We start from the raw sequence: 24,609 nt of genomic DNA on the forward strand, positions 1-24,609 counted from the left end.
TATGGCAAAGGTTTATCTTATAGGAGCAGGTCCAGGAGATGAGGAACTTATAACTCTTAAGTCAATAAGAGTTTTGAAAAAATGTACAGCTGTAATGTACGATAGATTAGCAGGTCCTGGAATATTAAAATATTTAAATGAGGATTGTGAAATATATTATTGTGGTAAAGAACCAGGATGCCACTATAAAACTCAAGAAGAAATAAACGAAATGCTAGTAGGTTTAGCTAAAAAGGGACATGTAGTTGGAAGAATAAAGGGAGGAGACCCTTATGTATTTGGAAGAGGTGGAGAGGAAGCATTAGCTTTAATTGAAGAAGGCATAGAATTTGAAACCGTTCCAGGAATAACTTCTGCTATATCTGTATTAAGTTATGCAGGCATCCCTGTAACCCATAGGGCTATTGCTCAAAGCTTTCATATATTTACCGGAATGACAGCTGAAAAGGCAAATATAAACTGGAGTGGGGCAGCAAAATCAAATGGTACCCTTATATTTTTAATGGGCTTTAGAAATTTTGACATAATAAAGTCTAGACTTATGGAAAATGGAGTTAGTGAAGATACTCCTGCAGCAATTGTTATGAGAGGTACTACTTCAAAGCAAAAGAAAGTTATAGGAACTTTAAGAGATGTAAAAGAAAAGGCAATAGAGGCTGATATAACTTCTCCTTGTATTATAGTTGTAGGGGAAGTAGTACAATTTCATGATCAATTTAATTGGTATGAAAAGAAGCCTTTATTTGGTCAAAACATATGTATAACTCGTTCTAAGGAGCAGTCACAGGAAATAAAAGAAAAGTTAACAGATTTAGGAGCTCAAGTTACGGAAATAAATACTATTAAAATAGTGAATACAAATTCTAGTTTAGATACATATAAGGACAAAATTGAAAGTTATGATTATATCGCATTAACAAGCGTAAATGGAGTAAATGTATTCTTTGATTACTTAATAAAAAATGAAATTGATTTAAGAAATGTAAAAGCTAAGTTTTGTGCTATAGGACCTGCAACAGCTAGAGCGCTAAAGGAAAAAGGAATACTTCCTTTCATAGTAGCAGAAGAATTTGTAGCAGAAGACTTATTTGAAAAGATGAAAGAGTATATAAAATCAAATGATAAAGTGCTTCTTCCACGTTCTGCAAAGGCCAGAGCTTTCTTAAAGGAAGCCTTAATAGAAAAAGGCTGTATTGTAGATGAAGCACATACTTATGATATAGAAAAGGGAGCTTCATCAGAAGAGGGAGTTTTTGATGAAGTGGATACAGTACTTTTCACAAGCCCTACAACTGTTAGAAATTTAATAGCTATGGTTGGACTCGATAAAGTATCTGAAAAGAGATGTATAGCTATAGGACCAATAACAGCAAAAGAGTTAGATGCAAATGGAATAAAACACGAAGTTTGTGAAGAATATACTACTGAAGGAATGGTAAGACACTTAGGAGGTGTTTAGTTTGTTTAGAAGACATAGAAGACTTAGAAAAAATGAAACTATAAGAAGTATGGTTAGAGAAACGGTTTTAATGCCAGAAGACTTTATATATCCGCTATTCGTTATAGAGGGAGAAAATATAAAAAGAGAAATAAGTTCTCTTCCAGGAAATTATCATTATTCCTTAGATAGACTACCAGAAGCTATAAAAGAAGTTGAAGAAGCTGGAGTAAGAGGAGTAATACTCTTTGGAATACCTTCCCATAAGGACGAGATAGGATCAGGAGCTTTTGATAGTGAAGGAATAGTTCAAAAAGCTGTAAGAAAGATAAAGGAAATATCTAAAGATATTTATGTTATAACAGATGTATGTATGTGTGAATACACAAGTCATGGACATTGTGGAATAATTCATGATCATGATGTGGATAATGATGAAACTTTAGAATACATAGGAAAAGTTGCATTATCTCATGCTGAGGCAGGCGCTGATATGGTAGCACCATCTGATATGATGGATGGAAGAATTCAAATTATTAGAGATGTGTTAGATGACGCTGGATATAAGAATGTGCCAATAATGGCTTATAGTGCAAAATATTCATCAGCTTTTTATGGTCCTTTTAGAGAAGCAGCAGGATCAGCACCAGAATTCGGCGATAGAAAAAGCTATCAGATGGACCCAGCTAATTTAAGAGAAGCAATGCTTGAAATAGAAGACGATATAAATGAAGGAGCAGACATAATAATGGTTAAACCAGCTCTTTCATATTTAGATGTTATAAGATGGGCAAGAGATAGATATGATCATCCAATAGCAGCTTATAGTGTAAGCGGCGAATATGCCATGGTAAAGGCAGGAGCAAAGCTTGGCTACATAGATGAAAAGAAAATAGCACTAGAAATGTTAGCTTCTATAAAAAGAGCTGGAGCGGATATTATTATAACTTACTATGCCTTAGAGGCAAGTAAATGGATTAAAAATAGTTAACAGTTAATATTTAATGGTTAGTAGTTTGCATTTAGTTAACTATTAACTATTAAGTGCTCAGTATTAACTGAAAAAGAAAGAGGTGTATACAGTGCGAAACGTTAAAATATTTGAAGAGTCCGAAAAATACATGCCTGGTGGAGTTAATAGCCCTGTTAGAGCTTTTAAAAGTGTAGGTATGAATCCTCCAATACTTAAAAGTGGGAATGGTTCAAGAGTTGTGGATGAAGAAGGTAATGAATATATAGATTTTGTAGCTTCTTGGGGACCTATGATACTTGGACACAATGATGAAGATGTAATAAAGGCAATAGAAGATATGCTTAAAAATGCAATAAGCTTTGGAGCACCTACAGAAATTGAGCTTAAACTTGCAAAGCATATGTGTGAAACTTTAGATAATATAGATATGATAAGAATGGTAAACTCAGGAACAGAAGCTACTATGAGTGCTATAAAGCTTGCTCGTGGATACACTAAAAGAGATAAGATAATAAAATTTGCAGGCTGCTACCATGGACATTTTGATGGATTTTTAGTAGAAGCAGGTTCAGGAGTTTTAACTGAAGGAATACCAGGTTCCCCTGGGGTACCAGAAGCAAGTGTAAAAAACACTTTAATTGCACAGTATAATGATTTAGAAAGTGTTAAAATGCTCTTTGAAAAAGAGGGAAATGAAATTGCAGCAATAATTGTAGAACCTGTAGCTGGTAATATGGGAGTAGTACCTGCGAAACCTGAGTTTTTAAAAGGCATGAGAGAACTATGCGATAAGTATGGAAGTCTTTTAATATTTGATGAGGTAATGACAGGATTTAGAGTAGCTTATAAGGGAGCACAAAGCGTATATGGTGTAAAACCTGATTTAACTACCTTTGCAAAGATAATGGGCGGCGGACTTCCAACTGGTGCTTATGGTGGAAGAAGAGAAATTATGAGTCAGCTTTCTCCTATGGGACCTGTTTACCAAGCAGGTACTATGTCAGGAAATCCAGTGGTTATGGCAGCAGGTTATGCAGCACTTACAAAGCTTTATGAAAATCCTAAATACTATGAACATATTGAAGAAATAGGAACACTTCTTAAAGAAGGCGTAGAAGAAATAGCAAAAGAAAAAGGTCTTCCTATAGTAATAAATAGATGTGGTGGAATGATTACTTTATTCTTCACAAAGGAAAGTAAAGTAGAAACTTATGAAGATGTTAAAACATGTGATACAGACCTTTTCACAAGATACTTTAAGCACATGCTGGAAAATGGAATATATCTTCCGCCTTCACAATTTGAGGCTATGTTTATTGGAGTTAAACACAGCAAAGAAGATATAGAAAAATTCTTAGATGTTTTAAGAAAGTTTTAAAGGGTGTCTAATATGAAAGCTATAGTGATATCTTCAAATAGCAGCGGTGGTGGAAAGACCACCGCTACATTAGGACTTATGAGAGCCTTTATGAAAAGGGGAAATGAAGTTCAAGGTTATAAAGTTGGGCCTGATTATATAGATCCTGCTTTTCATAGTCGCATAACAGGTAAAACTTCGAGAAATTTGGATTTATATCTTATGGGTGAAGAAGGAATTAAAGCTTCCTTTAGCAGAGGAGAAGGAGATTTAGGAATAGTAGAAGGAGTTATGGGACTTTACGATGGCAAGGGAATAGACTCTAAATATTCTACAGCTCATGTAGCAAAAGTACTAGATCTTCCTATAGTTCTTATAATTTCTCCTAAAGCACAAAGTGCTACTTTATGTGCGGAAATAAATGGACTTGTAAATTTTGAAAATGCAAATATTAAGGGTGTTATATTAAATAACATTTCTGAAGGTTACTTTAAGCTTTTAAAGTCAGCTATAGAATATAACTGCAATATCAAGGTGTTTGGATACATTCCAAAAGAAGAAAGATTAAAACTTGGAAGCAGACATCTAGGACTTATACAAAGCAGTGAAATAGATGATTTAGAAGAAAAAATTGAATTATGCAGCGAGCTTATAGAAAGATACGTAAATCTTGATGAGCTTTTAGAAGAGTTTAGTGAAGTTCAAAGCTATGAAGATAAGTTTCATATAGAAAATAAAAATTTGAATATAGCTGTAGCTTATGATAAAGCATTTAGTTTTTATTATAAGGAAAACTTAGAGCTATTAAAAGAAGCAGGAAAGGTAACTTATTTTAGTACTCTAAAAGATAAGAAACTTCCTGAAAATACAGAGTTTATCTACATAGGCGGAGGTTATCCTGAGGTATTTATAGAGGAATTAAGTAAAAATGAAGAATTACTTAAAGATATTAAAGACAAGCTTCAAAAAGGAGTAAGATGCTATGCAGAATGTGGTGGGCTTATGTATCTTACAGAAGGCATAGAAACTAAAGAAAACAATTTAAATACTGTAGGATTTTTAGGTGGAAAATCAGTTATGACAACCAAACTTCAAAACTTTGGTTATGCAGAAATAGCTATAGATAAAGAAAATAATATTTTACCTAAGGGAATAAAAATAAACTGCCATGAATTTCATAAATCCTATGTTGATAGCAGTGAAGAAAAAATATATAAACTAGTAAAAACTATGTATGATGGTACTGAAAAGAATTGGACATGCGGTTATATAAAAAATAATACGCTAGGTGGTTATGCACACGTACATTTCTTTGGAAACTTAGAGTTTTTAGAATACCTGTTGAAATTATAGTTAATACTTAATAGTTATTAATTAGTATTTAATGTAGAAATTCAGCTGGCTGAATTTTCTCAATAACCATTAACTATTCAGTATTAACTATTAACTAAAGAAAGGATGGTGTTTTTATCAATGGATTACATAAAGAAGCCAATGGATATTGAAGTAAAGAGCTTTGAAATAATTGGAGAGGAAATGGGACCTCACAATTTTGATGATAGAGAGCTTAAGATAATAAAAAGACTTATACATACTACAGCAGATTTTGAATTTAAAAACATTACATATATCAGAGAGGGAGCCATAGATTCAGCTCTTGAAATTTTAAAAAAGGGAGTAACTATATATACTGATACCAATATGGCGAAGTCAGGTATAAATAAAGCTGCTTTAAAGCAATTAAATTGTAAAGTTGAATGCTTCGTAGGTAGAGAAGATGTAGCGGAAATTGCAAAGGAGAGAGGAATAACTCGTTCCATGGCAGCAGTTGAAAAGGCAGTGGAAGAAGGAGTAGAGTTCTTTGTATTTGGAAATGCTCCAACTGCTCTATTTAAATTAAAGGAGCTTACTTTAGAGGGAAAAGCTAATCCGAAGTTTATAATAGGAAGTCCAGTTGGATTTGTAGGAGCTAGTGAATCTAAGGAAGAAATCGAAAAGATGGATACTCCTATGATAACTATAAGAGGAAGAAAGGGAGGCAGTAATGTAGCTGCAGCCATTGTAAATGCTCTTATGTATATGATTGTAGAAAGATAAATTTTAGGTGATTAAAATGCTTGATATGTATGTAAATTGCGATGGAAAGAGACTGAGATGCGGATATACTACAGGCTCTTGTGCAGCAGCAGCGGCAAAAGCAGCTACATTATGTCTGTATGAAAATAAGGATATCAACGAAATAACTATAGATACCCCTAAGGGAATTAAACTTTTAATTCCCATAGAAAACATAGTAAGAGGAGAAAACTATGTGGAATGCTGCGTCATAAAGGATGGCGGAGATGATATTGATGCAACTCATGGAGCAGAAATATGGGCAAGAGCAGAAAAGAAATCTTCTGGATATAGTTTAAAAGGTGGAAAAGGTGTAGGAGTAGTTATGGGGGAGGGCCTTTATGTAAAAAAAGGAGAACCTGCCATAAACCCTGTACCACGACAAATGATAAATGAAGAAGTTACAGAAGTACTTCCTAAAGATTCAGGTGTGGAAATAACCATATCTGTTCCTAAGGGAGAAGAAATTGCAAAAAAGACTTTTAACCCTAGACTTAATATAATAGGGGGTATATCAATTTTAGGTACATCAGGAATTGTTATGCCTATGTCAGAAGATGCATTAATAGCTTCCGTTGAGTTAGAAATAAATCAAAAGGTTACAAAAGGAGCTAAAGAGCTTATATTAGTATTTGGCAACATGGGAGAAACTAGAGGCAAGGCATTGGGACTTGATGAAAATAAGATGGTTGTGATTTCAAATTATGTAGGAAAAGCTTTAAACTCCTGCATTGAAAATGAAATATATGATATTACCATAATAGGTCATATAGGAAAGCTTTGCAAAATTGCGGCAGGATGCTTTAACACTCACAGCAGAGTATGCGATGTGAGAATGGAAGTAATAGCATTAGAGTTAGCTTTAATGGGATATCCTAAAGAAATTGTTGAAAAGGTACATAGTGAAAAAACTACAGAAGGAGCAATTAAATTAATAGAAGAAACTCCTTTAATTACAAAAGAAGATGAATATAAACTTTATAAGATTATAGCTGAAAAAGTAAAAAAGAGAATTGAAATATATACCTATGGCAAGGTTAGCCCAAAAGTAGTTATGTACAGTATGGAAAAAGAACTTAGTATTATTGAGTAAAAAGGAAGTGTTTATATGGTTTACATAGTAGGCATAGGGCCAGGAAGCAAAGAATACATACTTCCTCATGCTATAAAAGTCTTAGAAAGCTCAGATGAAATAATAGGCTTTGGAAGAGCAATTAATTCTCTAGATTTTATAGATAGTAAAAAGGTTAAGGTAAATAAAATAAGCGAAGTTATCGAGTATTTAGATGAAAATAAACATAAAAATATTGCAGTGGCAGCTTCAGGAGATCCATTATTTTATGGAATAACTAATTACCTAAAATCTAATTATCATGGGGAAATAAGCATAGTACCAGGAATTACTTCCTTTCAGTATTTAGCCGCAAAACTTAATAAGCCTTGGCAAAATGCTTTTTTAGGAAGTCTTCATGGTAGAGAGCAAAGTTTCATAAAGGGAGTTTTAGAAAATAATTTAAGTATTTGGCTTACAGACAGCAAAAACTCTCCAGAAGCTTTAGCAAAGACACTTTTACAAAATGGATTAAATCCATATATCTATGTAGGAGAAAACTTATCCTATGAAGATGAAAGAGTAGAAAGTGGAACAGCGGAAGATATTAAGAACAAAGAATTTAATGGACTTTCTATAATGATAGTAGAGAGAGAAGAAGTGGGTATAAAAGATAAAGAACTTCATTTTATAAAGGATGAGGAACTTATAAGAGGAAATTGTCCAATGACTAAGGAAGAAATAAGAATACTTAGCATTGCAAAGCTCAATTTAAGAGAAGATTCCTATGTGCTGGATGTAGGAGCAGGTACAGGCTCTATAAGCGTTCAAGCTGCAAAGTTTTGCCCACTGGGAAAAGTTGTTGCTATAGAAAAAGATGAAGATGCAATAGATACTATAAAGAAAAATGTAAACAAATTTAAGCTTAATAACTTAGAGCTTGTCGAAGGGGAAGCAATGGAAGTGATAAATAATATAGATTGCTCCTTTGATAGTATATTTATAGGTGGCAGCGGTGGAAATATTGAAGATATTATAAAAGATTATGGAAAAAAACTACTGCCTGGTGGAAAGATGATTTTAAACTTTATAACCATAAATAATTTATATAAAGCAATGGATACATTAAAGAAATTAGGATATAAAGTTAGCTGCACTCAGGTTTCCATAAGTAAAACTAAAGGCGAAAGTTATATGTTATTTGGAAATAATCCAATATTTATAATAGAAGGAGAAAAATAATGGCTAAGTTATATGGAATTGGCGTAGGACCAGGAAGTGAAGAATTAATTACACTTAAAGCGTTAAAGGTTATAGAAAATGCAAAAGTTATAGTAGCACCATCCCCTAAGGAAAATGGACAAAGTGCTGCTTTAAATATAGTAAAAAACTTTGTAAAAGAAGATACAGAGATAATAGTAAAACAATTCCCTATGGGCGGAGAAGATCAAGAAGATAAGATTTATGAAGCCTTTAAAACTATAGAAGCAAGACTTCATGATGGACTAGACGTAGTATTTTTAACTATAGGAGATCCATTTGTATACAGCACATACATATACCTTTTAAAGTATATAAATGAAAAGGGATATGAAACAGAAACAGTACCTGGAATAACATCCTTTTGTGCATCTGCAAGCCTTGCAGGGGAAGCACTAGTTATAGGAGATGAGCCGCTTCTTGTATTACCATCTACAAGACTAGATACTGTAAAAGAAGACCATAAGTATTTAGTAATAATGAAGGTATATAATAATGAAGAAACTGTAATTAACTTCTTAGAAGATAAAGGCTATGAATATGTATATGTAAAAAGAGCTTACAGAGAAGGACAGGAAGTAATAAAAGATAGAGAAGAAATACTTAAGAATAAGGACTATATGTCACTTATAATTGCACACAAGAATTAGGGGGTAAATAAATTGGATAATAACATAAATGTTTATTTCATAGGAGCAGGTCCTGGAGATGTGGATCTTATAACTGTTAAGGGAAGAAAGATACTTGAAAAAGCTGATGTAGTAATATATGCAGGATCACTAGTTAGCAAAGAACACTTAGATTTTTGTAAAGAATCAGTAGAAATGCACAATTCAGCATCCATGACACTGGAAGATGTTATAGATGTTATGAAAAAGGCTGCTTCTGAAGGTAAAATGGTAGTAAGACTTCATACAGGAGATCCTTCCATGTACGGAGCTATAAAAGAGCAAATGGATGAGCTTAATAAATTTGAAATTAAATATGAAGTTGTACCAGGAGTTAGTTCTTGTTTTGCAGCAGCTGCAGCTATAAAAAGAGAATTTACACTTCCAGGGGTTACTCAAACACTAATACTTACAAGAGTAGAAGGAAGAACACCAGTGCCAGCAGGAGAAGATTTAGAAAAGCTAGCGGGAACTGGAGCTTCTATGGCAATATTCTTATCCATAAGCATGATAGAAAAAGTAGTAGAAAAGTTAAGACGCGGTTATGGAAAAAATGTTCCTATAGCTATAGTTGAAAGAGCTACTTGGGAAGACCAGAGAGTTATACTAGGAACTTTGGATGATATAGCAGAAAAGGTTAAGGAAGCTAATATAACAAAATGTGCACAAATACTTGTAGGTGATTTTATAGATACTGAGTATGATAAGAGTCTTTTATATGATAAAACTTTTACTCATATGTTTAGAGAAGGAGTATCTAAGTAACCTAGGGCCGTCTTAATAACTTGAGAGGTGCTGATTTACTATGAATATAGCAGTGATTTCCATAACTAAAAATGGAGATAACTTAGCAAGGAAGCTAGAAGAAAAGTTTAATATACATTTATATTCTAAAAACCTTTCTAAAGACTTTGATTTTAAAGAAGCAGTAAAGGATTCTTTTGAAAACTATGAAGCGGTAGTATTTATAACTTCAACTGGCATAGCAGTAAGAGCTATAGCTCCCTATATAACTACTAAGGATAAAGATCCTGCAGTAATTGTTATAGACAACTTAGGTAAGTTTGTAATAAGCCTTTTAAGTGGACACTTAGGAGGCGCCAACAAACTTACAGAAGATATAGCAGAAGTACTTGGAGCAGAGCCTATAATAACTACTGCTACAGATAACTTGGGAATTACAGCTCCAGACATGATAGCTAAGGAAAATAATCTTATTATAGATAGCTTAAAAGATGCTAAGGATATAGCAGCTCTTTTAGTTGATGGAAAAGAAGTTGGATTTCTTGATGAAGAGGAACTAATTTCTTGCCCATCGGGTTATGTTTCTAAATTAAGCCAGTGTGATGGAGTAGTTTATGTAACAAATAAAAATGTGTTAGAATGCATGGAAGAAAAGAAAATTTCTAAGGGATTAAAGCTTATAAGAAGAAACATAATACTTGGCATTGGATGTAGAAAAGATTATCCAGAAGAAATTATGAAAGAAAAAGTTTTAGAGGTTTTAAAAGAGCAAAACATAGATATAAGAGCAATAAAATGCATTGCTACAGTAGAAGTTAAAAAGGATGAAAGAGCTATAATAGAGCTTTCAAAATACTTAAATTGTGAGATGAAAATATTCACTATAGAAGAAATAAAAAAGGTACAACATAAATATGAAGGAAGTGCCTTTGTAGAAAAAACATTAGGAATTACATCAGTATGTGAGCCATCGATTGAGCTTGCAGGAGGAACTGTTGAAATTTCAAAGATGAAACTTGATGGAATGACACTAGCAATAGGAAAGGAAGTGTAGTTTTGGGAAAACTATATGTAATAGGAATTGGTCCTGGAGGCTTAGAACATATGACATTAAAAGCTAAGCAGGCCATTGAAGAAAGTAATATGATTGTAGGATATACAAAATACATAGAATTTGTAAAACCATTATTAGAAGGAAAAGAATTAGTATCAACTGGTATGAAGGGTGAAGTGGAAAGATGCAAAAAGGCTTTAGAGCTTGCTGCAGATAACACAGTAGCAATTATAAGTACTGGAGATGCAGGAATATATGGAATGGCAGGACTTATATTAGAGCTTAGAGAAAATGAGGACGTAGAAATAATACCAGGAGTTACAGCTTCTTCTTCAGCAGCTTCTGTAGTAGGTTCTCCACTTATGCATGATAACTGTAATATAAGCTTAAGTGATCTTATGACACCTTATGAACTTATAAAAAAGAGAGTAAAACTAGCAGCAGAAGCAGATTTTATAATATCACTTTATAATCCAAGAAGTAACGGAAGACCTCATTACTTAAGAGAATCCATTGATATAATAAGTGAATTTAGAAGCAGCAATACTCCTATAGCAGTGGTTAAGAATGCATTAAGAGATGGACAGGAAATACACTTATTTACACTAGAAAACTTCAATGAAGAAGTAGTAGATATGTTTTCAATTGTAATCATAGGAAATAGCCAAAGCTATATAAAGGATGGGAAATTTATAACTCCAAGAGGATACAAAGTTGGTTAATAGTTAATAATTAATAGTTGAAGAAATTCCGTTTAGGCGGAATTTCTTCGATTAAAGAGGGTGGTGTTTTTATGATTTGTGTTATAGCTGGAACCACTGAAGGTAGGGAAATGATTAAAGAATTAAATAAATACACCGATGACATTTTGGTGTCTACAGCAACAGCTTATGGTGGAGAACTTTTGAAAGAATATAGGTATAAGGTATTAAATGATAAACCTCTTAATAGTCAGGATATGCAAAAGATGTTCGAGGAAAATAAAGTTAATGTTGTCATTGATACATCACATCCCTATGCGGTAGAAGTTAGTGAAAATTTAATGAATGTATGTAGATTAGCTTCTATAAAATATATAAGATTAGAAAGAAAAGGTGTAGCTTATAAATTTATAAATGAGGATAAGGTTATAATAGTAGAAAGTTATGAAGAGCTTTATTCCCATTTAAAAAATATTACAGGTAATATATTAAACACTACAGGAAGCAGAAATTTAAATAAAATTTTAGGATTGGAATTATCTAATAGGATAATTCATAGAGTTCTTCCTTCCTTAAAAGTACTTAAGGAATGCTTAGATTTAGGAGTTAGTGTAGAAAATATAATTGCTATAAAGGGACCTATAAGCTATGATTTAAATAGATCTTTTATAAAAGAATATAATGCAAAGGCAATACTTCTTAAAGATAGCGGGCCTGAAGGCGGAACGGAAGAAAAAATAAGAGCAGCAATAGATGAAGATATATATACTTTTGTTATAGGAAGAAAAACTTTAAAGTATGATAATATATTTTATGATGTTAAGGATGTAGTAAAAGAATTAGAAATTAGAGCTTAGACATGGATACTATTATATAAGATATCCAAGCTATAATAGCGGAGGTATGAGGATGAAAACAAGAAAATTAGTGTTAACAGCACTATTTGTAGCTCTTTGTTTTATAGGAGCAAATATTAAAGTCATGGGATCAATAGCCTTTGATTCAATGCCAGCATTTTTAGCTGCAATTATGTTAGGACCAGTATATGGAGCTATAGTTGGAGCTTTAGGCCACTTTTTAACTGCATTAACCAGTGGATTTCCTCTTACACTACCAGTACATTTAATAACTATGGCAGCTATGGCTTTAACCATGGCAGCATTTGCTATAGTATATAAGACTTTTTTAAATAGAAATAAGGTTGTAGCAATTGTGCTTTCCATAATAGTTGCAGTTATTATAAATGGACCGTTAGCACTTTTAGCATTGACACCGCTTTTATTACCTATGATGGGAAAAGCAGGAATCATGGGGCTTGCTCCTATATTATCAGGATTGTCAGCGATAAACGCGCTTATAGCAATACTTGTGTATAATTTTTTGCCAAGGAGTTTGAAGGAATATGAAAATAAGTAAGGTAAGAGATTTAACGCTAATATCTTTAGATGAAAGCAAAACTATGGTGGTAGCTTGTGATAGCTGTGGAAGTATAGGAATGAAAGAGGGAGATGCTTTAAAGGTACCACATTATTATGTAGGTAAACTTACTGTAAGAGTGCCATTAATGGAAGTAATGTGTGCTGGAGCAGAAGTTGTTACTATTACAGATGCAGTATGTAATGAGATGGAGCCTACAGGAAGTGAAATAATAAGAGGAATAAAGGAAGAATTAAAATTAGCAGGTATAGGTGATATAGCGTTAACAGGAAGTACAGAAGAAAACTTTAAATCTATATCTACAGGTCTTGGTGTTACAGTTATAGGAATAGCTGAAAATAAAAATTTAAAGGTTAATGCTATAAGTGAAAATTGTAAAATTATTTCCCTGGGAATCCCTAAGGTAGGAGCAGAAATAGGACTGGATAAAGATTTAGATATAGTAAACTATGATGATTTAAAAAAGCTATTAAGTTTAGATGGAGTGTATGAAATAGTACCAGTAGGTTCTAAAGGAATACATTATGAAGCATTACAGCTTGCAAAAAATAATAATATGAAGTTTGTGTTAAATGAAGAAATTAAAATAGATATACATAAAACTGCAGGACCTTCTACTGTTGTAATAGCTGCAGTGAAAAATGAAATATTAAATAAAATACAAAATGATGAAAAAGTAAGTGTAATAGGTGAATTAAATAAAGTTTAAATTTGTTTAATATATAGGAGGATAAAATGAAAAAAGGAATATTGGTAGTAAGCTTTGGAACAAGTTATATGGAGACTTTAAAGCTTAATATAGAAGCTTGTGAAAATAAAATAAGAGAGTCTTTTAAAGAATATGAAATAAGAAGAGCATTCACATCAGGAATGATTATGAGGAAGCTTAAGCAAAGAGATAATATACATATAGATACTGTAGAAGAAGCACTAACTAAAATGGTTAATGACGGATTTGAAGAAATCATTGTGCAGCCACTTCATATAATGCCAGGAGAGGAATACGACGATATAAAAAGAGATGTACATAAATTTAGTCGTATAAATAAATTTGAAAACATAGTTTTAGGAAGACCAGTGCTTTACAGTGAAGAAGATTATAGAGTTGCAGTAGAAGCATTAAAGGAGCAGCTTCCTGAATATGATGAGAAGAAAGCAGTTGTTTTAATGGGACATGGATCCACACATTATGCCAATGCATGCTATTCCATGCTTCAATACATATTTGAAGATATGGGAGTTAAAAACGTATATATTGCAACAGTAGAGGGATTCCCTGAACTTAGACATGTAGTGCCTAAATTAAAAGAAAAGAAAATAGAAGAAATAACTTTAATGCCATACATGCTTGTAGCAGGAGATCATGCTCAAAATGACATGGCAGGAGATGAAGAAGATTCATGGAAAGTTATATTAGAAAATGAAGGCTTCAAGGTTAATATATATCTTCATGGCTTAGGAGAAAATTCTGCTTATAGAGATATTTATGTACAGCATATAAAAGACTGCATTAATAACTAATGATTACTAGTTATTGAATAGAAAAAGTGCAAAACTTTTAGAGTTTTGCACTTTTTTATATGTCTCATTAAAGCAAGATAGATGCTTTTTCTTTAGTTTTTTGGTTTTTTATTATCATTACTCTTTTCTTTTTCTTCTAATTTACCATCATCATTTTCTATATATTTTTCCACAAGGTTGGCATTTCGAGCTTTAAATATAGCAACCTTTTTATCATAAAATATCTTCATAGTAGCTATTGTAGGTGATGCTAAAAGCATTCCAGCCATTCCAAAATATCCTCCACCTATAGTTAATGCAAGAATGATAAAGAAAGGTCTTACCCCAACGCTGCCACCAATTAATTTTGGATCTAAATACCAAGCATCGAACTGTTGAAGGATAAATAGGAATAAAAATATTGTAATTGCCATCATAGGGGATACAAATAAACCTATAAACAGTCCTACAATCTCTCCCACTAAAGGACCAAGATAAGGAACCATATTTGTTACTCCTACAATTAGTGCTAATAATCCAGCATAAGGAGCTTTGATTATTAATAGCCCTACTAAAGCAATAGTTCCAATAATTGCAGAATCTATAGCTTTTGTTCCAATATAAACTCCTATCATTTTGTCATAAATTTTTATCCAGTTTATAAGATTGCTGCCTTTCTCTTCCTTAAACAGCATATAAATTAAAGTTTTAGCACCCCTGCCAAGTTTTTCTTTATCAAGAAGAACGTATATTGCAATTAAAAATGCTAAAACAACCTTTACTAAACTAGCAGTAGCTGAAAATAAGGAGGATATAGATCCTTCTAAAACTGTCATAAGTGTTGAGCCAAATTTTGATGATAATACGGATAAGTAATTCAATAATCCTACATCTTTTATTAAGCTATATAGATCTTCATTTTGTAATGCAGTATTAATCCATTTTTGTACTATGTTCATATATTTAGGCACTTCCGAAGTCATGGAAATTATACTACTTATAATATTAGGCAAAATATAAATGAATATCAAGAGTATTAAACTGAGTATAATAATATAAGTGAATGTAATAGATAATCCTCTTTTTAATTTAAGCCTTTTTTCAAAAATCTTCATTAATGGATTTAAACAGTATGCAATTACTAAAGCATATATAAAAGGCGAAATTATTAATAAAAAACCTTTTATAGATTTAAAGAAAATATTATAATTTTTTACGAATATATATCCTGCTATTACTATCAGCATAAAAATGAATATGTCTCTATATTTTATATTTCTATTAAAAATCAATTGTATACTCTCCTCCTTTTGTATAATCATCATTATAGCATATTTTCAAAATTAAATTTAATAATAATAAAAAAAGTTGTTGTCAGTATGTTATCATTATTATTAGTAGAAACCTAATTTAAAAGAGTCGCATTTTTTTTACAATTATGCTATTATGGTAATAGTAAAACATGTTAAATCAATTGAAATGTGCTGATTTATACCGGAATTGAAAATTTTTATAAATTATGCAGAAAACGTTTCAAATGAAGGAAAGGGGAATATACATATGGAAACAAAAGGTTATGTTCAAGTGTACACAGGAAATGGTAAAGGAAAGACTACAGCAGCCCTTGGACTTTCATTAAGAGCTGTATGTGCAGGAAAAAAAGTATTTTTCGGTCAGTTTACAAAGGGAATGAAATATAGCGAATTAGAAGCAGTGAACATACTTCCTAACTTTGAAATGGAGCAGTTTGGAAGAAACGCATTTATAATGGGTAACCCTACTAAAGCTGATATTGAAGAAGCTAAAAAAGGATTTAAGAGAGCAGAAGAAGTTTTAACTTCTGGAGAATATGATGTAGTAGTTTTTGATGAAATAAATATAGCGTTATTTTATGAACTATTTACAGTAGAAGAAGTTTTAGCCTTAATAGATAAAAAGCCTGAGAAAACTGAGCTTATACTTACAGGAAGATATGCAAAAGATGAAATAATAGAAAGAGCAGATTTAGTTACTGAAATGAAGCAAATAAAGCACTATTATACTCAAGGAGTACCTGCACGTAAGGGTATAGAAAGTTAAGTAAAGTGATAAATAAATTATCTCAAATGAATTGAGAGAGGCGATGTTTTACTATATTGTTGTAAAACATCGCCTATTTATTATATAGTGCTTTTTTTATGTATAGGGATGTGGTAAAATTATGCTGATAAATTTATTATATTATATGATATAAAATTTATTCAGGATAGTGGTTCTAATACTGGATATTTTGTTAAAAGGAAGGTAAATAATAGTGCTAGAATTTCAAAATGTGACATTAAAGGTACAAGAAAATACTGAAGAAAAAGTTATATTAAGCGACATAAATTTAGAACTTCAAAGTAATAAAATTTATGTTATAACAGGACCTAATGGTGGAGGAAAGACAACTCTTTCTAAATTATTAATGGGAATAAGACAGCCTACTTCAGGTAAGATTGTTTTTGATGGTCAGGATATAACAAACTTAAACATAACAGAAAGAGCAAAACTTGGAATTGGATATGCTTTTCAACAGCCACCAAGATTTAAAGGTTTAAAGGTAAGAGAATTATTAGAACTTGCTGCAAAGACCGATAATAATGAAGTTGATTTATGTAAACTTCTTTTAGATGTAGGACTATGCCCTCAAGATTACATAGATAGGGAGATAAATAATAGCCTTTCTGGTGGAGAATTAAAAAGAATTGAAATTGCTACAATACTTGCAAGAAAGTTAAAACTGGCATTATTTGATGAACCAGAGGCAGGTATAGATTTATGGAGTTTCCAAAAGCTTATAGAAACCTTCAAAAAACTTCATGAAGACCAAAAGGTAACTTTAGTTATTATATCTCATCAAGAAAGAATAATTGAGTTAGCAGATGAAGTAATAGTTGTAGGAGATGGACACATAGTAAAAAGAACAACCAAAGAGGATATATTAACTCAAGTAACTTCAGACTCAGCATGTGGATGCAATGCAGTTTGTGATAGGAGGAGATAAGTATGTTAGGTTCTATAGATGAAAAAATATTAAATATAATTGACGATGTATCAGATATATTTTCAACAGCACATAATATAAGAAAAGACGGAGAAAAGCTTGAAAGAAGTATTTCTAAAAATATAGATATAGTAACCAAGAAAGATAAAAGTGGAATAGATATAATTATAAGTCCAGAAACTAAGGGTGAAAGTGTACATATACCAGTAATATTAACTCAAGAGGGAATACATGATAAAGTATATAATACCTTTGAGGTTGGAGCAGGTGCTGAAGTAGAAATAATTGCAGGTTGTGGAATTCATAATTCAGGGCATTCAAAATCTCAACATGATGGTGTACATGAATTTTTTGTAAGAAAAGGGGCTAAGCTTAGATATACAGAAAAGCACTATGCAGAAGGAGAAGGACAAGGTAAGAAGGTATTTAATTCAAAAACTATACTCCATGTAGAAGAAGGAGCAAAGGTAGAAATGGAGCTCATTCAAATAAAAGGAGTAGATGATACAAATAGAGAAACTGAAATATACTTAGGAAAAGAAGCAAACTTAGTTATAACAGAAAGAATGCTTACAGATTATAGTCAAACAGCAGAGTCCCATGTAAACATATCTATGGAGGGAGAAGATTCTACAGCACAGGTTATTTCACGTTCTGTTGCAAAGGAAAATTCTCAGCAGGTATTTTATTTTAATGTAATGGGTAGAAATAAATGTAGAGGACACATACAATGTGATTCTATAATTATGGGAAATGCTAAGGTTAAATCTATACCAGCTATATGTGCAGAAAATAATGAAGCAGAGCTTATACATGAAGCTGCTATAGGAAAAATTGCAAATGACCAACTTATGAAACTTATGTCATTAGGTTTAACTGAGAGTGAAGCAGAAGATACAATACTTAAAGGATTTTTAAGATAAGGAGAGATAATATGAACAATAAAGAAAGATTAGAAATGCTAAATAGAAATCAAAAATTGATGAACGTATTGTTTACTCTTACAACACTTGCATCCATTTTTGTATTAAATTATGGGGGAAATTTAACAATGGCTGCAGTTGTAGTAGGATTTATGGTTGCAGCATTTGGAACTTATGCATATATAGCAATTAAGACAGGACTTTTAAAGAGAACAAAAGTTAATATTTTTGCATTTTTAATATTAGTATTTTTAGTAGGGAATACTATATATGAATTATTCATACACTAAAGTTTATAGAAAGTATATAAGGAAACATCTTAATGAATTAAGATGTACTAATTTGCAACGAAATTAAAAATTTCTGCAAATTATGTATGGTATGGCTAAAGGTCATGCCATTTTACTTTGGGAGAAAGTTTGGTAAAATGTAAATATATTATTTTTTTGAAAGGAGCTTGGGATATGGAATATATAAAGAATTATGAAAACTGGTTAAATGATGAATATATTGATGAAGAAACTAAAGAAGAACTTAGAGGAATAAAAGAAAACTTAGAGGAAATAAAGGATAGATTTTATACAGATTTGGAATTTGGTACTGCAGGGCTTAGGGGTAAAATTGCAGCAGGTACAAATAGAATGAATGTACATATAATAAGTAGGGCAACTCAAGGACTTGCAAATTTTATAAAAGAGCAAGGCAGCGAAGCAATGAAAAGGGGAGTTGCTATTGCATATGATAGCAGACATTTTTCTGATAAGTTTGCTAAAACTGCAGCTCTAGTACTCGCTGGAAATGGTATAAAGGCTTATCTCTTTGAGGGTTTAAGACCAACTCCAGAGTTGTCTTTTACAGTTAGAAGATTAAATGCCATATCAGGGATAGTTGTAACAGCAAGTCACAATCCAAGGGAATATAATGGATATAAGGTTTACTGGGAAGATGGTGCTCAAATAATTTCTGAAGTTGCAGATCCTATAACAGAGCACATAAGTAACATAAAAAGTTTTGGAGAAATAAAAAAGATTACTGAGGAAGAAGCCATTGAAAAAGGTCTATTAGAAATAATCGGAAAAGAAATAGATGATGAATATATAGAAAATGTCAAGGCATTAAGTCTCAGAGACGAAATAGATAAGGATATAAAAATAGTATATACTCCACTTAATGGAACTGGAAACATACCAGTTAGAAGAGCTTTAAAGGAAAGAGGATTTACAAATATAATTGTAGTTCCTGAGCAGGAAAATCCAGATCCAGACTTTACAACTGTAGGATATCCAAACCCTGAGGATGTAAAAGCATTTAAGTATTCAGAAAAGCTTGGAAAAGAAGAAGGAGCAGAGCTTTTAATAGCTACAGATCCAGATTGCGATAGACTTGCAATAATGGTAAAAGATAAAAATAATGATTATGTGGCTTTTAATGGAAATCAAACAGGAGCTATTTTAATAAATTATATATTATCAAGTATGAAAGAAAAAGAAATAATTCCAGACAAAGGGGTTATAATTAAATCTGTAGTAACAGGAGATTTGGGAAAAGCCATAGCAAATAAATATAATGTAACTACCTTTGAAACCTTAACAGGGTTTAAAAATATATGTGGTAAGGAAAGAGAATTAGAAGAAGAAGGAATATATAAATTTATATTTGGATACGAAGAAAGTATAGGATATGTTACAGGAACTTTTGTAAGAGATAAGGATGGAGTAAGCTCTGCCATGCTTTTATGTGAAGCAGCGGCTTATTATAAGAGAAAAGGAAAATCTCTTATAGATGTATTAAATGAAATATATGAGGAATTAGGATACTATAGAGAAAAACAGATATCTCTTGTATTAGAAGGGATAGAAGGCCAAGAACGTATAAGTAGAATGATGAAAGTTTACAGAAAAGAATTTCCGAAAGTCATAGATGGTTCAAAACTTATATCTTATACTGATTTAGATGAAGGTAAGGATTACGATTTATTTACAGGAAAAGAAACTGAAAATATTATTGGAAAGTCAAATGTACTTAAGTTTATGCTTGAAGATGGTTCGTGGTATGCCGTAAGACCTTCAGGAACTGAACCTAAAATAAAGATATACATTTATACTAAATCAAACACTTTAGAACAAGCAGAAGAAAAGATAAAGGTTATAGAAAAGGTTGTAATGGGGAAACTTAATTCTGTAGAGTAAAAGGATATTACGACGGTTTTAATGCTCTTGGTGGTATAGAATTTTCATCTAGGAAGGCGTTCATTTCGCCCAGAGCAGCTAATATTTATAAATTTAAAATCCCTAAGCTGCCTAAACTCGCTGTCGCTTAGACAGTAGGCGGCTCTTAACGGTATTTTAAATTTATAAATAAAGCCGTTCTAAGGCTCATTCAATGCCTTCTACGATGAAAATTCTATGCTCCAGAGCATTAAAAAGTTCTTCATGTGAACTGCTGAAGGAAGAAATTCAGCTAACTGAATTTCTAAAATATTTTAGGAATTAGAACATAAAGATCTTTTAGGGCATAAGCCCTTTGATAAGTATCAATTTAAAGGAATTTCGTCAAAACTAAATTCCCTTCTTCAGCAGTGTGGATGAAGACATTTTTAATGTTAAATTTAGTATAGGTTGTGCATTGTAGAAAGCATTGAACAAGCAATTAGAATCTCTTTATCTCTCAATTTAAAACACCGTAAAGAACTTTCTACTGTCTGAGCTACAGCGAGTTTAGAAAGTTTAGGTGATTTAAATTAAGAGATATTAGAGATTCTTTGCGCAGTGAACGCTTTCTTAAATGCAGAACCCATACGGAAGATTTAACATTAAAAATGTCGTGCTATTTCTATAGTAACAACTTAACCCATTAAAGCAAAGTTGAAACTTATAAAATAAAAAGTTTCATAAAATAATTTATATATCTATACAAACCATTGACGATTTGATAAAATAAAAAAGTAAAAGAATAAATATGCAATTTATTAAAAAAAATATTTCATAAAATGTTGTTGAATTGGGGGCGGATATAAAATGAATACGCAAAGTTATGTAAATGAAATTTTTGAAACAGTTAAAAGAAGAAATTCTGGTGAATCAGAATTTCAGCAGGCAGTAAAAGAAGTACTAGATTCGCTAGTACCAGTTTTAGAAAAACATCCTGAATATGTTGAAGAAGGCATAGTTGATAGGATTGTTGAACCTGAAAGAATGATAATGTTTAGAGTTCCATGGGTAGATGACAATGGTAAGGTTCAAGTAAATAGGGGATTTAGAGTTCAATTCAATAGTGCTATAGGACCATATAAAGGAGGACTTAGATTACATCCTTCAGTTAATGGAAGTATTGTTAAATTTTTAGGATTTGAGCAGGTGTTTAAAAATTCACTTACAGGTCTTCCAATAGGAGGAGGTAAAGGAGGTTCTGACTTTGATCCTAAAGGAAAATCAGATAGAGAAGTTATGAGATTTTGTCAAAGCTTTATGTCAGAACTTTATAGACATATAGGACAATTTACTGACGTACCTGCTGGAGATATAGGTGTTGGTGGAAGAGAAATAGGATATTTATTTGGACAATATAAAAAGATAAGAAATAGCTATGATGCAGGAGTTCTTACTGGAAAAGGACTTAACTATGGTGGAAGTTTAACAAGAACAGAAGCTACTGGATATGGATTAATTTACTTTGTAGAAAGAATGTTAAATGAAAAGGGAAATTCTATAAAGGATAAAACTGTAGTTGTTTCAGGTTCTGGAAATGTAGCTATATATGCAATTGAAAAGGCTCAGGAATTAGGAGCTAAAGTTGTAGCTTGCAGTGACTCAGCTGGATATATTTATGATAAAAATGGAATAGATGTTGAGCTTGTAAAACGCTTAAAAGAAGTAGAAAGAAAAAGAATAAAAGAGTACATAAATTATCATAAAGATGCAGAATATAATGAGGGATCTACTGGTATATGGACAGTAAAATGTGATGTAGCACTTCCATGTGCAACTCAAAATGAAATAGACGTAGATTCAGCAAAAATACTTATAAATAATGGTGTTATAGCAGTAGGAGAAGGAGCTAATATGCCTACTGTAACTGAAGCTACAGAGCTTTTCATAAGAAGCAAGGTGTTATTTGCACCAGCAAAGGCTGCTAATGCAGGTGGAGTTGCAACTTCAGCATTAGAAATGTCACAAAATAGTATGAGACTTTCTTGGACATTCGAAGAAGTAGATGAAAGATTAAAGCAAATAATGATAAATATATATGAAAATGCAAGTGCTGCAGCTAAGGAATATGGAAAAGAAGATAATCTTGTAGTAGGAGCAAACATAGCAGGATTTAAAAAGGTTGCAGATGCAATGATGTCTCATGGAATAGTATAATTATTTTTTATTAAAAAATAATTATTAAAACCCCTTGACATTATAAAAAAGAATATTTATAATTGACTCATTAATAAAAATTCACAGACTATGAAGAGAAGAGTAAGTATAAAATGTAGTTTAAGCGAGCTGGTAAAGGTGAAAGACCAGTACGAAGTTTATACCGAAGAACATCTCTGAGTTTCTAACCAAAATCTAAATTTTAGAAAGTAGGCTTAGACGGAAAACCGGACTGTTAAAACCGGAAAGTATTAATTATGATACTTTTATCAAAGTTGAGCTTATTATAAAGCTAACTAGGGTGGTACCGCGGAATTATAACCTTTCGTCCCTTATTTCTAGGGATGAAGGGTTTTTTGTTTTATACAAATAAATATAAAACTGGCCAGTTTTATAAAGTTAAAAATATGAATTTAAAAATTAGCAAGAGTTTTATAAAATATAAATAATGAAATTGGAGGAAATAATTATGAGTAAATATGAAGAAAGATTAATTATACCAGAAGGTTATAAATCAACTTTAGATATAAGAGAAACTGAAGTAGCTATAAAGAAAATAAAAGATTTCTTTGAGCGTTCATTATCAGAAAAGCTTAATTTAATAAGAGTATCAGCACCACTATTTGTAAGATGTAACAAAGGATTAAATGATAATTTAAGCGGAGTAGAAAGACCTGTAAGTTTTACTGTGAAAGATGATAATGAAGCAGAAGCAGAAATAGTTCATTCTTTAGCTAAGTGGAAGAGAATGGCCTTATATAGATATGGATTTAATGTTGGAGAAGGACTATATACAGACATGGATGCTATTCGTAGAGATGAAGATTTAGATAATATTCATTCTATATATGTAGATCAGTGGGACTGGGAAAAGGTTATATCAAAAGAGCAGAGAAATGAAGAAATTTTAAAAGAAATTGTAACAGAAATATATAAAGTATTCACAGAAACAGATGACTACGTGAATAGAGAATATCCATTTATAGAAAAAATACTTCCTAAGCAAATAACTTTTATAACTTCCCAGGAATTGGAGGATAAGTATCCAGAATTTACTCCAAAGGAAAAAGAAGATGCAATTGCAAAGGAATATGGAGCAGTATTTATAATGAAAATAGGAAAAACTCTTGAGTCCGGAGAAAAGCATGATGGAAGAGCTCCAGACTATGACGATTGGGAATTAAATGGAGATATATTATTATGGAATCCAGTACTTGGTAAGGCATTAGAACTTTCTTCTATGGGAATAAGAGTAGATGAAGAATCACTTTTAAAACAGCTTAAACTTGCAGGATGTGAGGAAAGAAAGAATTTAGAGTTTCATCAAATGCTTTTAAATAAGAAACTTCCATACACTGTAGGTGGAGGTATTGGACAGTCTAGAATATGTATGTTCTTTTTAAGAAAGGCTCACATAGGAGAAGTTCAATCTTCTATATGGCCAGATGAAATGATTAGCAAATGTGCTGAACACGGAATCGATATACTTTAGAAATATTACGACATTTTTAATGTTGAGCTGCATCGCATAGAATTTTCATCTAGGAAGGCGTTCATTTCGCTAAGAACGGCTAATATTTATAAATTTAAAATAGCTAAGCCTCCTAAACTCGCTGTCGCTCAGACAGTAGGAGTCTCTATACGCTATTTTGAATTTATAAATAAAGCCGTTTTAAAGCTCATTCAATGCCTTCTACGATGAAAATTTTATGCTTTTCTCAACATTAAAAATATCTTCATTTTAGCTGAAGGACTCTTAATGCTTACAGCCGTTTCATAAGTATTAATTTAAAAGAAACTTTCGTCAAAGCGAAATTTCTTCTTTAAGTCAGTAAGTATGAGTAACGTTTTTAATGTTGAACATATAGTATGAGATTTGTATTGTAGAAAGCATTGAACAAACAACTAGAAGCTCTTTATTTCTGACTTTAAAACACCGTAAAGAATTTTCTACTGTCTGAGCGACAGCGAGTTTAGAAAATTTAGGTGGCTTAAAGTC

Annotated in this window: 23 protein-coding genes, 1 pseudogene and 1 other annotated feature; of the genes and pseudogenes, 23 read left to right on the plus strand and 1 reads right to left on the minus strand. The window is 31.8% G+C overall.

What is annotated here, in order from left to right; translation table 11 throughout:
• Position 1 precedes the first annotated feature (1 nt).
• The 16 genes and pseudogenes from cobA to CRN98_RS05740 all read left to right on the plus strand — a co-directional run bounded on the left by cobA (position 2) and on the right by CRN98_RS05740 (position 14,319).
• Positions 2 to 1,459: a uroporphyrinogen-III C-methyltransferase gene (gene cobA / locus CRN98_RS05670; RefSeq protein ID WP_097026447.1), complete on the plus strand. Its 1,458-nt coding sequence runs from the start codon at positions 2 to 4 to the stop codon at positions 1,457 to 1,459.
• A gap of 1 nt (position 1,460) precedes the next feature.
• Positions 1,461 to 2,429, plus strand: coding sequence for a porphobilinogen synthase (hemB, locus tag CRN98_RS05675; protein ID WP_097026448.1), 969 nt, complete (start codon positions 1,461 to 1,463; stop codon positions 2,427 to 2,429).
• Positions 2,430 to 2,520: 91 nt separating this feature from the next.
• Positions 2,521 to 3,789 (plus strand): glutamate-1-semialdehyde 2,1-aminomutase, encoded by a 1,269-nt coding sequence (gene hemL, locus CRN98_RS05680; RefSeq protein WP_097026449.1) that lies wholly within the window; start codon positions 2,521 to 2,523, stop codon positions 3,787 to 3,789.
• A 12-nt stretch (positions 3,790 to 3,801) separates the two neighbouring features.
• Entirely contained in the window at positions 3,802 to 5,121 is a 1,320-nt protein-coding gene (locus CRN98_RS05685; RefSeq protein WP_097026450.1) for a cobyrinic acid a,c-diamide synthase CobB, read from the plus strand.
• A 120-nt stretch (positions 5,122 to 5,241) separates the two neighbouring features.
• A complete protein-coding gene (locus CRN98_RS05690) occupies positions 5,242 to 5,865 on the plus strand; it encodes a precorrin-8X methylmutase (RefSeq protein WP_097026451.1) in 624 nt (207 codons plus the stop codon).
• 16 nt (positions 5,866 to 5,881) lie between these two features.
• Positions 5,882 to 6,976 carry a cobalt-precorrin-5B (C(1))-methyltransferase CbiD gene (cbiD, locus tag CRN98_RS05695; protein WP_097026452.1) on the plus strand — a complete coding sequence of 365 codons (1,095 nt, stop codon included), beginning with the start codon at positions 5,882 to 5,884 and terminating at the stop codon, positions 6,974 to 6,976.
• A 15-nt stretch (positions 6,977 to 6,991) separates the two neighbouring features.
• A pseudogene (gene cbiE / locus CRN98_RS17685) lies at positions 6,992 to 7,588 on the plus strand (precorrin-6y C5,15-methyltransferase (decarboxylating) subunit CbiE); the annotation flags it as partial.
• Positions 7,574 to 8,176, plus strand: a complete 603-nt coding sequence (gene cbiT, locus CRN98_RS05700) for a precorrin-6Y C5,15-methyltransferase (decarboxylating) subunit CbiT (protein WP_097026479.1) — start codon at positions 7,574 to 7,576, stop codon at positions 8,174 to 8,176. The pseudogene cbiE and the gene cbiT, both read left to right, overlap by 15 nt.
• The gene (locus CRN98_RS05705) at positions 8,176 to 8,844 is read left to right on the plus strand and encodes a cobalt-factor II C(20)-methyltransferase (protein WP_097026453.1); all 669 of its coding nucleotides are present in this window, start codon (positions 8,176 to 8,178) and stop codon (positions 8,842 to 8,844) included. Before cbiT ends, CRN98_RS05705 begins: the two co-directional genes overlap by 1 nt.
• Before the next feature lie 12 nt (positions 8,845 to 8,856).
• Positions 8,857 to 9,627, plus strand: a complete 771-nt coding sequence (gene cobM, locus CRN98_RS05710) for a precorrin-4 C(11)-methyltransferase (protein WP_179631945.1) — start codon at positions 8,857 to 8,859, stop codon at positions 9,625 to 9,627.
• Between the two features lie 40 nt (positions 9,628 to 9,667).
• Complete coding sequence (cbiG, locus tag CRN98_RS05715) at positions 9,668 to 10,660, plus strand: cobalt-precorrin 5A hydrolase (RefSeq protein WP_097026454.1); 993 nt, start codon at positions 9,668 to 9,670, stop codon at positions 10,658 to 10,660.
• A gap of 2 nt (positions 10,661 to 10,662) precedes the next feature.
• Positions 10,663 to 11,382: a precorrin-3B C(17)-methyltransferase gene (gene cobJ, locus CRN98_RS05720; protein ID WP_097026455.1), complete on the plus strand. Its 720-nt coding sequence runs from the start codon at positions 10,663 to 10,665 to the stop codon at positions 11,380 to 11,382.
• A 71-nt stretch (positions 11,383 to 11,453) separates the two neighbouring features.
• A complete protein-coding gene (locus tag CRN98_RS05725) occupies positions 11,454 to 12,218 on the plus strand; it encodes a cobalt-precorrin-6A reductase (RefSeq protein ID WP_097026456.1) in 765 nt (254 codons plus the stop codon).
• 52 nt (positions 12,219 to 12,270) lie between these two features.
• Complete coding sequence (locus tag CRN98_RS05730; protein ID WP_097026457.1) at positions 12,271 to 12,777, plus strand: ECF transporter S component; 507 nt, start codon at positions 12,271 to 12,273, stop codon at positions 12,775 to 12,777.
• Positions 12,764 to 13,507, plus strand: a complete 744-nt coding sequence (locus tag CRN98_RS05735) for an AIR synthase related protein (protein ID WP_097026458.1) — start codon at positions 12,764 to 12,766, stop codon at positions 13,505 to 13,507. The genes CRN98_RS05730 and CRN98_RS05735 overlap by 14 nt, the downstream gene beginning before the upstream one ends.
• 26 nt (positions 13,508 to 13,533) lie before the next feature.
• Positions 13,534 to 14,319: a sirohydrochlorin cobaltochelatase gene (locus CRN98_RS05740; protein ID WP_097026459.1), complete on the plus strand. Its 786-nt coding sequence runs from the start codon at positions 13,534 to 13,536 to the stop codon at positions 14,317 to 14,319.
• A 92-nt stretch (positions 14,320 to 14,411) separates the two neighbouring features.
• Here the strand turns inward: CRN98_RS05740 and CRN98_RS05745 are convergent, their stop codons facing one another.
• Entirely contained in the window at positions 14,412 to 15,623 is a 1,212-nt protein-coding gene (locus tag CRN98_RS05745) for an AI-2E family transporter (RefSeq protein WP_341455769.1), read from the minus strand.
• 187 nt (positions 15,624 to 15,810) lie between these two features.
• On the opposite strand from CRN98_RS05745, the gene cobO reads away from it, so the two are divergent.
• The 7 genes from cobO to asnA all read left to right on the plus strand — a co-directional run bounded on the left by cobO (position 15,811) and on the right by asnA (position 24,102).
• The gene (cobO, locus tag CRN98_RS05750) at positions 15,811 to 16,377 is read left to right on the plus strand and encodes a cob(I)yrinic acid a,c-diamide adenosyltransferase (RefSeq protein ID WP_278335415.1); all 567 of its coding nucleotides are present in this window, start codon (positions 15,811 to 15,813) and stop codon (positions 16,375 to 16,377) included.
• Positions 16,378 to 16,591: 214 nt separating this feature from the next.
• Positions 16,592 to 17,323, plus strand: coding sequence for an ABC transporter ATP-binding protein (locus CRN98_RS05755; RefSeq protein ID WP_097026461.1), 732 nt, complete (start codon positions 16,592 to 16,594; stop codon positions 17,321 to 17,323).
• Between the two features lie 2 nt (positions 17,324 to 17,325).
• A complete protein-coding gene (locus CRN98_RS05760) occupies positions 17,326 to 18,246 on the plus strand; it encodes a SufB/SufD family protein (RefSeq protein ID WP_097026462.1) in 921 nt (306 codons plus the stop codon).
• Positions 18,247 to 18,257: 11 nt separating this feature from the next.
• Positions 18,258 to 18,536, plus strand: a complete 279-nt coding sequence (locus tag CRN98_RS05765) for a hypothetical protein (protein WP_097026463.1) — start codon at positions 18,258 to 18,260, stop codon at positions 18,534 to 18,536.
• Positions 18,537 to 18,710: 174 nt separating this feature from the next.
• Complete coding sequence (locus tag CRN98_RS05770; protein WP_097026482.1) at positions 18,711 to 20,435, plus strand: phospho-sugar mutase; 1,725 nt, start codon at positions 18,711 to 18,713, stop codon at positions 20,433 to 20,435.
• A gap of 828 nt (positions 20,436 to 21,263) precedes the next feature.
• Entirely contained in the window at positions 21,264 to 22,610 is a 1,347-nt protein-coding gene (gdhA, locus tag CRN98_RS05775) for an NADP-specific glutamate dehydrogenase (protein ID WP_097026464.1), read from the plus strand.
• Positions 22,611 to 22,691: 81 nt separating this feature from the next.
• Positions 22,692 to 22,946, plus strand: a binding site (T-box leader).
• Between the two features lie 133 nt (positions 22,947 to 23,079).
• Entirely contained in the window at positions 23,080 to 24,102 is a 1,023-nt protein-coding gene (gene asnA / locus CRN98_RS05780; RefSeq protein ID WP_097026465.1) for an aspartate--ammonia ligase, read from the plus strand.
• The last annotated feature ends 507 nt before the right edge of the window (positions 24,103 to 24,609 follow it).

The organism is Clostridium peptidivorans (assembly GCF_900205925.1).
GTDB classification, from domain to species: Bacteria; Bacillota; Clostridia; order Clostridiales; family Clostridiaceae; genus Clostridium_AK; species Clostridium_AK peptidivorans.

What these genes read in the sequence shown, in the direction of transcription:
- cobA (WP_097026447.1), top strand. Translation starts at nt 2, where the DNA reads ATGGCAAAGGTTTATCTTATAGGAGCAGGTCCAGGAGATGAGGAACTT.
- CRN98_RS05685 (WP_097026450.1), top strand. Translation starts at nt 3,802, where the DNA reads ATGAAAGCTATAGTGATATCTTCAAATAGCAGCGGTGGTGGAAAGACC.
- CRN98_RS05690 (WP_097026451.1), top strand. Translation starts at nt 5,242, where the DNA reads ATGGATTACATAAAGAAGCCAATGGATATTGAAGTAAAGAGCTTTGAA.
- cbiD (WP_097026452.1), top strand. Translation starts at nt 5,882, where the DNA reads ATGCTTGATATGTATGTAAATTGCGATGGAAAGAGACTGAGATGCGGA.
- cbiT (WP_097026479.1), top strand. Translation starts at nt 7,574, where the DNA reads ATGATAGTAGAGAGAGAAGAAGTGGGTATAAAAGATAAAGAACTTCAT.
- CRN98_RS05705 (WP_097026453.1), top strand. Translation starts at nt 8,176, where the DNA reads ATGGCTAAGTTATATGGAATTGGCGTAGGACCAGGAAGTGAAGAATTA.
- cbiG (WP_097026454.1), top strand. Translation starts at nt 9,668, where the DNA reads ATGAATATAGCAGTGATTTCCATAACTAAAAATGGAGATAACTTAGCA.
- CRN98_RS05725 (WP_097026456.1), top strand. Translation starts at nt 11,454, where the DNA reads ATGATTTGTGTTATAGCTGGAACCACTGAAGGTAGGGAAATGATTAAA.
- CRN98_RS05730 (WP_097026457.1), top strand. Translation starts at nt 12,271, where the DNA reads ATGAAAACAAGAAAATTAGTGTTAACAGCACTATTTGTAGCTCTTTGT.
- CRN98_RS05735 (WP_097026458.1), top strand. Translation starts at nt 12,764, where the DNA reads ATGAAAATAAGTAAGGTAAGAGATTTAACGCTAATATCTTTAGATGAA.
- CRN98_RS05740 (WP_097026459.1), top strand. Translation starts at nt 13,534, where the DNA reads ATGAAAAAAGGAATATTGGTAGTAAGCTTTGGAACAAGTTATATGGAG.
- CRN98_RS05745 (WP_341455769.1), bottom strand. Translation starts at nt 15,623, where the DNA reads ATGATGATTATACAAAAGGAGGAGAGTATACAATTGATTTTTAATAGA.
- CRN98_RS05760 (WP_097026462.1), top strand. Translation starts at nt 17,326, where the DNA reads ATGTTAGGTTCTATAGATGAAAAAATATTAAATATAATTGACGATGTA.
- CRN98_RS05765 (WP_097026463.1), top strand. Translation starts at nt 18,258, where the DNA reads ATGAACAATAAAGAAAGATTAGAAATGCTAAATAGAAATCAAAAATTG.
- CRN98_RS05770 (WP_097026482.1), top strand. Translation starts at nt 18,711, where the DNA reads ATGGAATATATAAAGAATTATGAAAACTGGTTAAATGATGAATATATT.
- gdhA (WP_097026464.1), top strand. Translation starts at nt 21,264, where the DNA reads ATGAATACGCAAAGTTATGTAAATGAAATTTTTGAAACAGTTAAAAGA.
- asnA (WP_097026465.1), top strand. Translation starts at nt 23,080, where the DNA reads ATGAGTAAATATGAAGAAAGATTAATTATACCAGAAGGTTATAAATCA.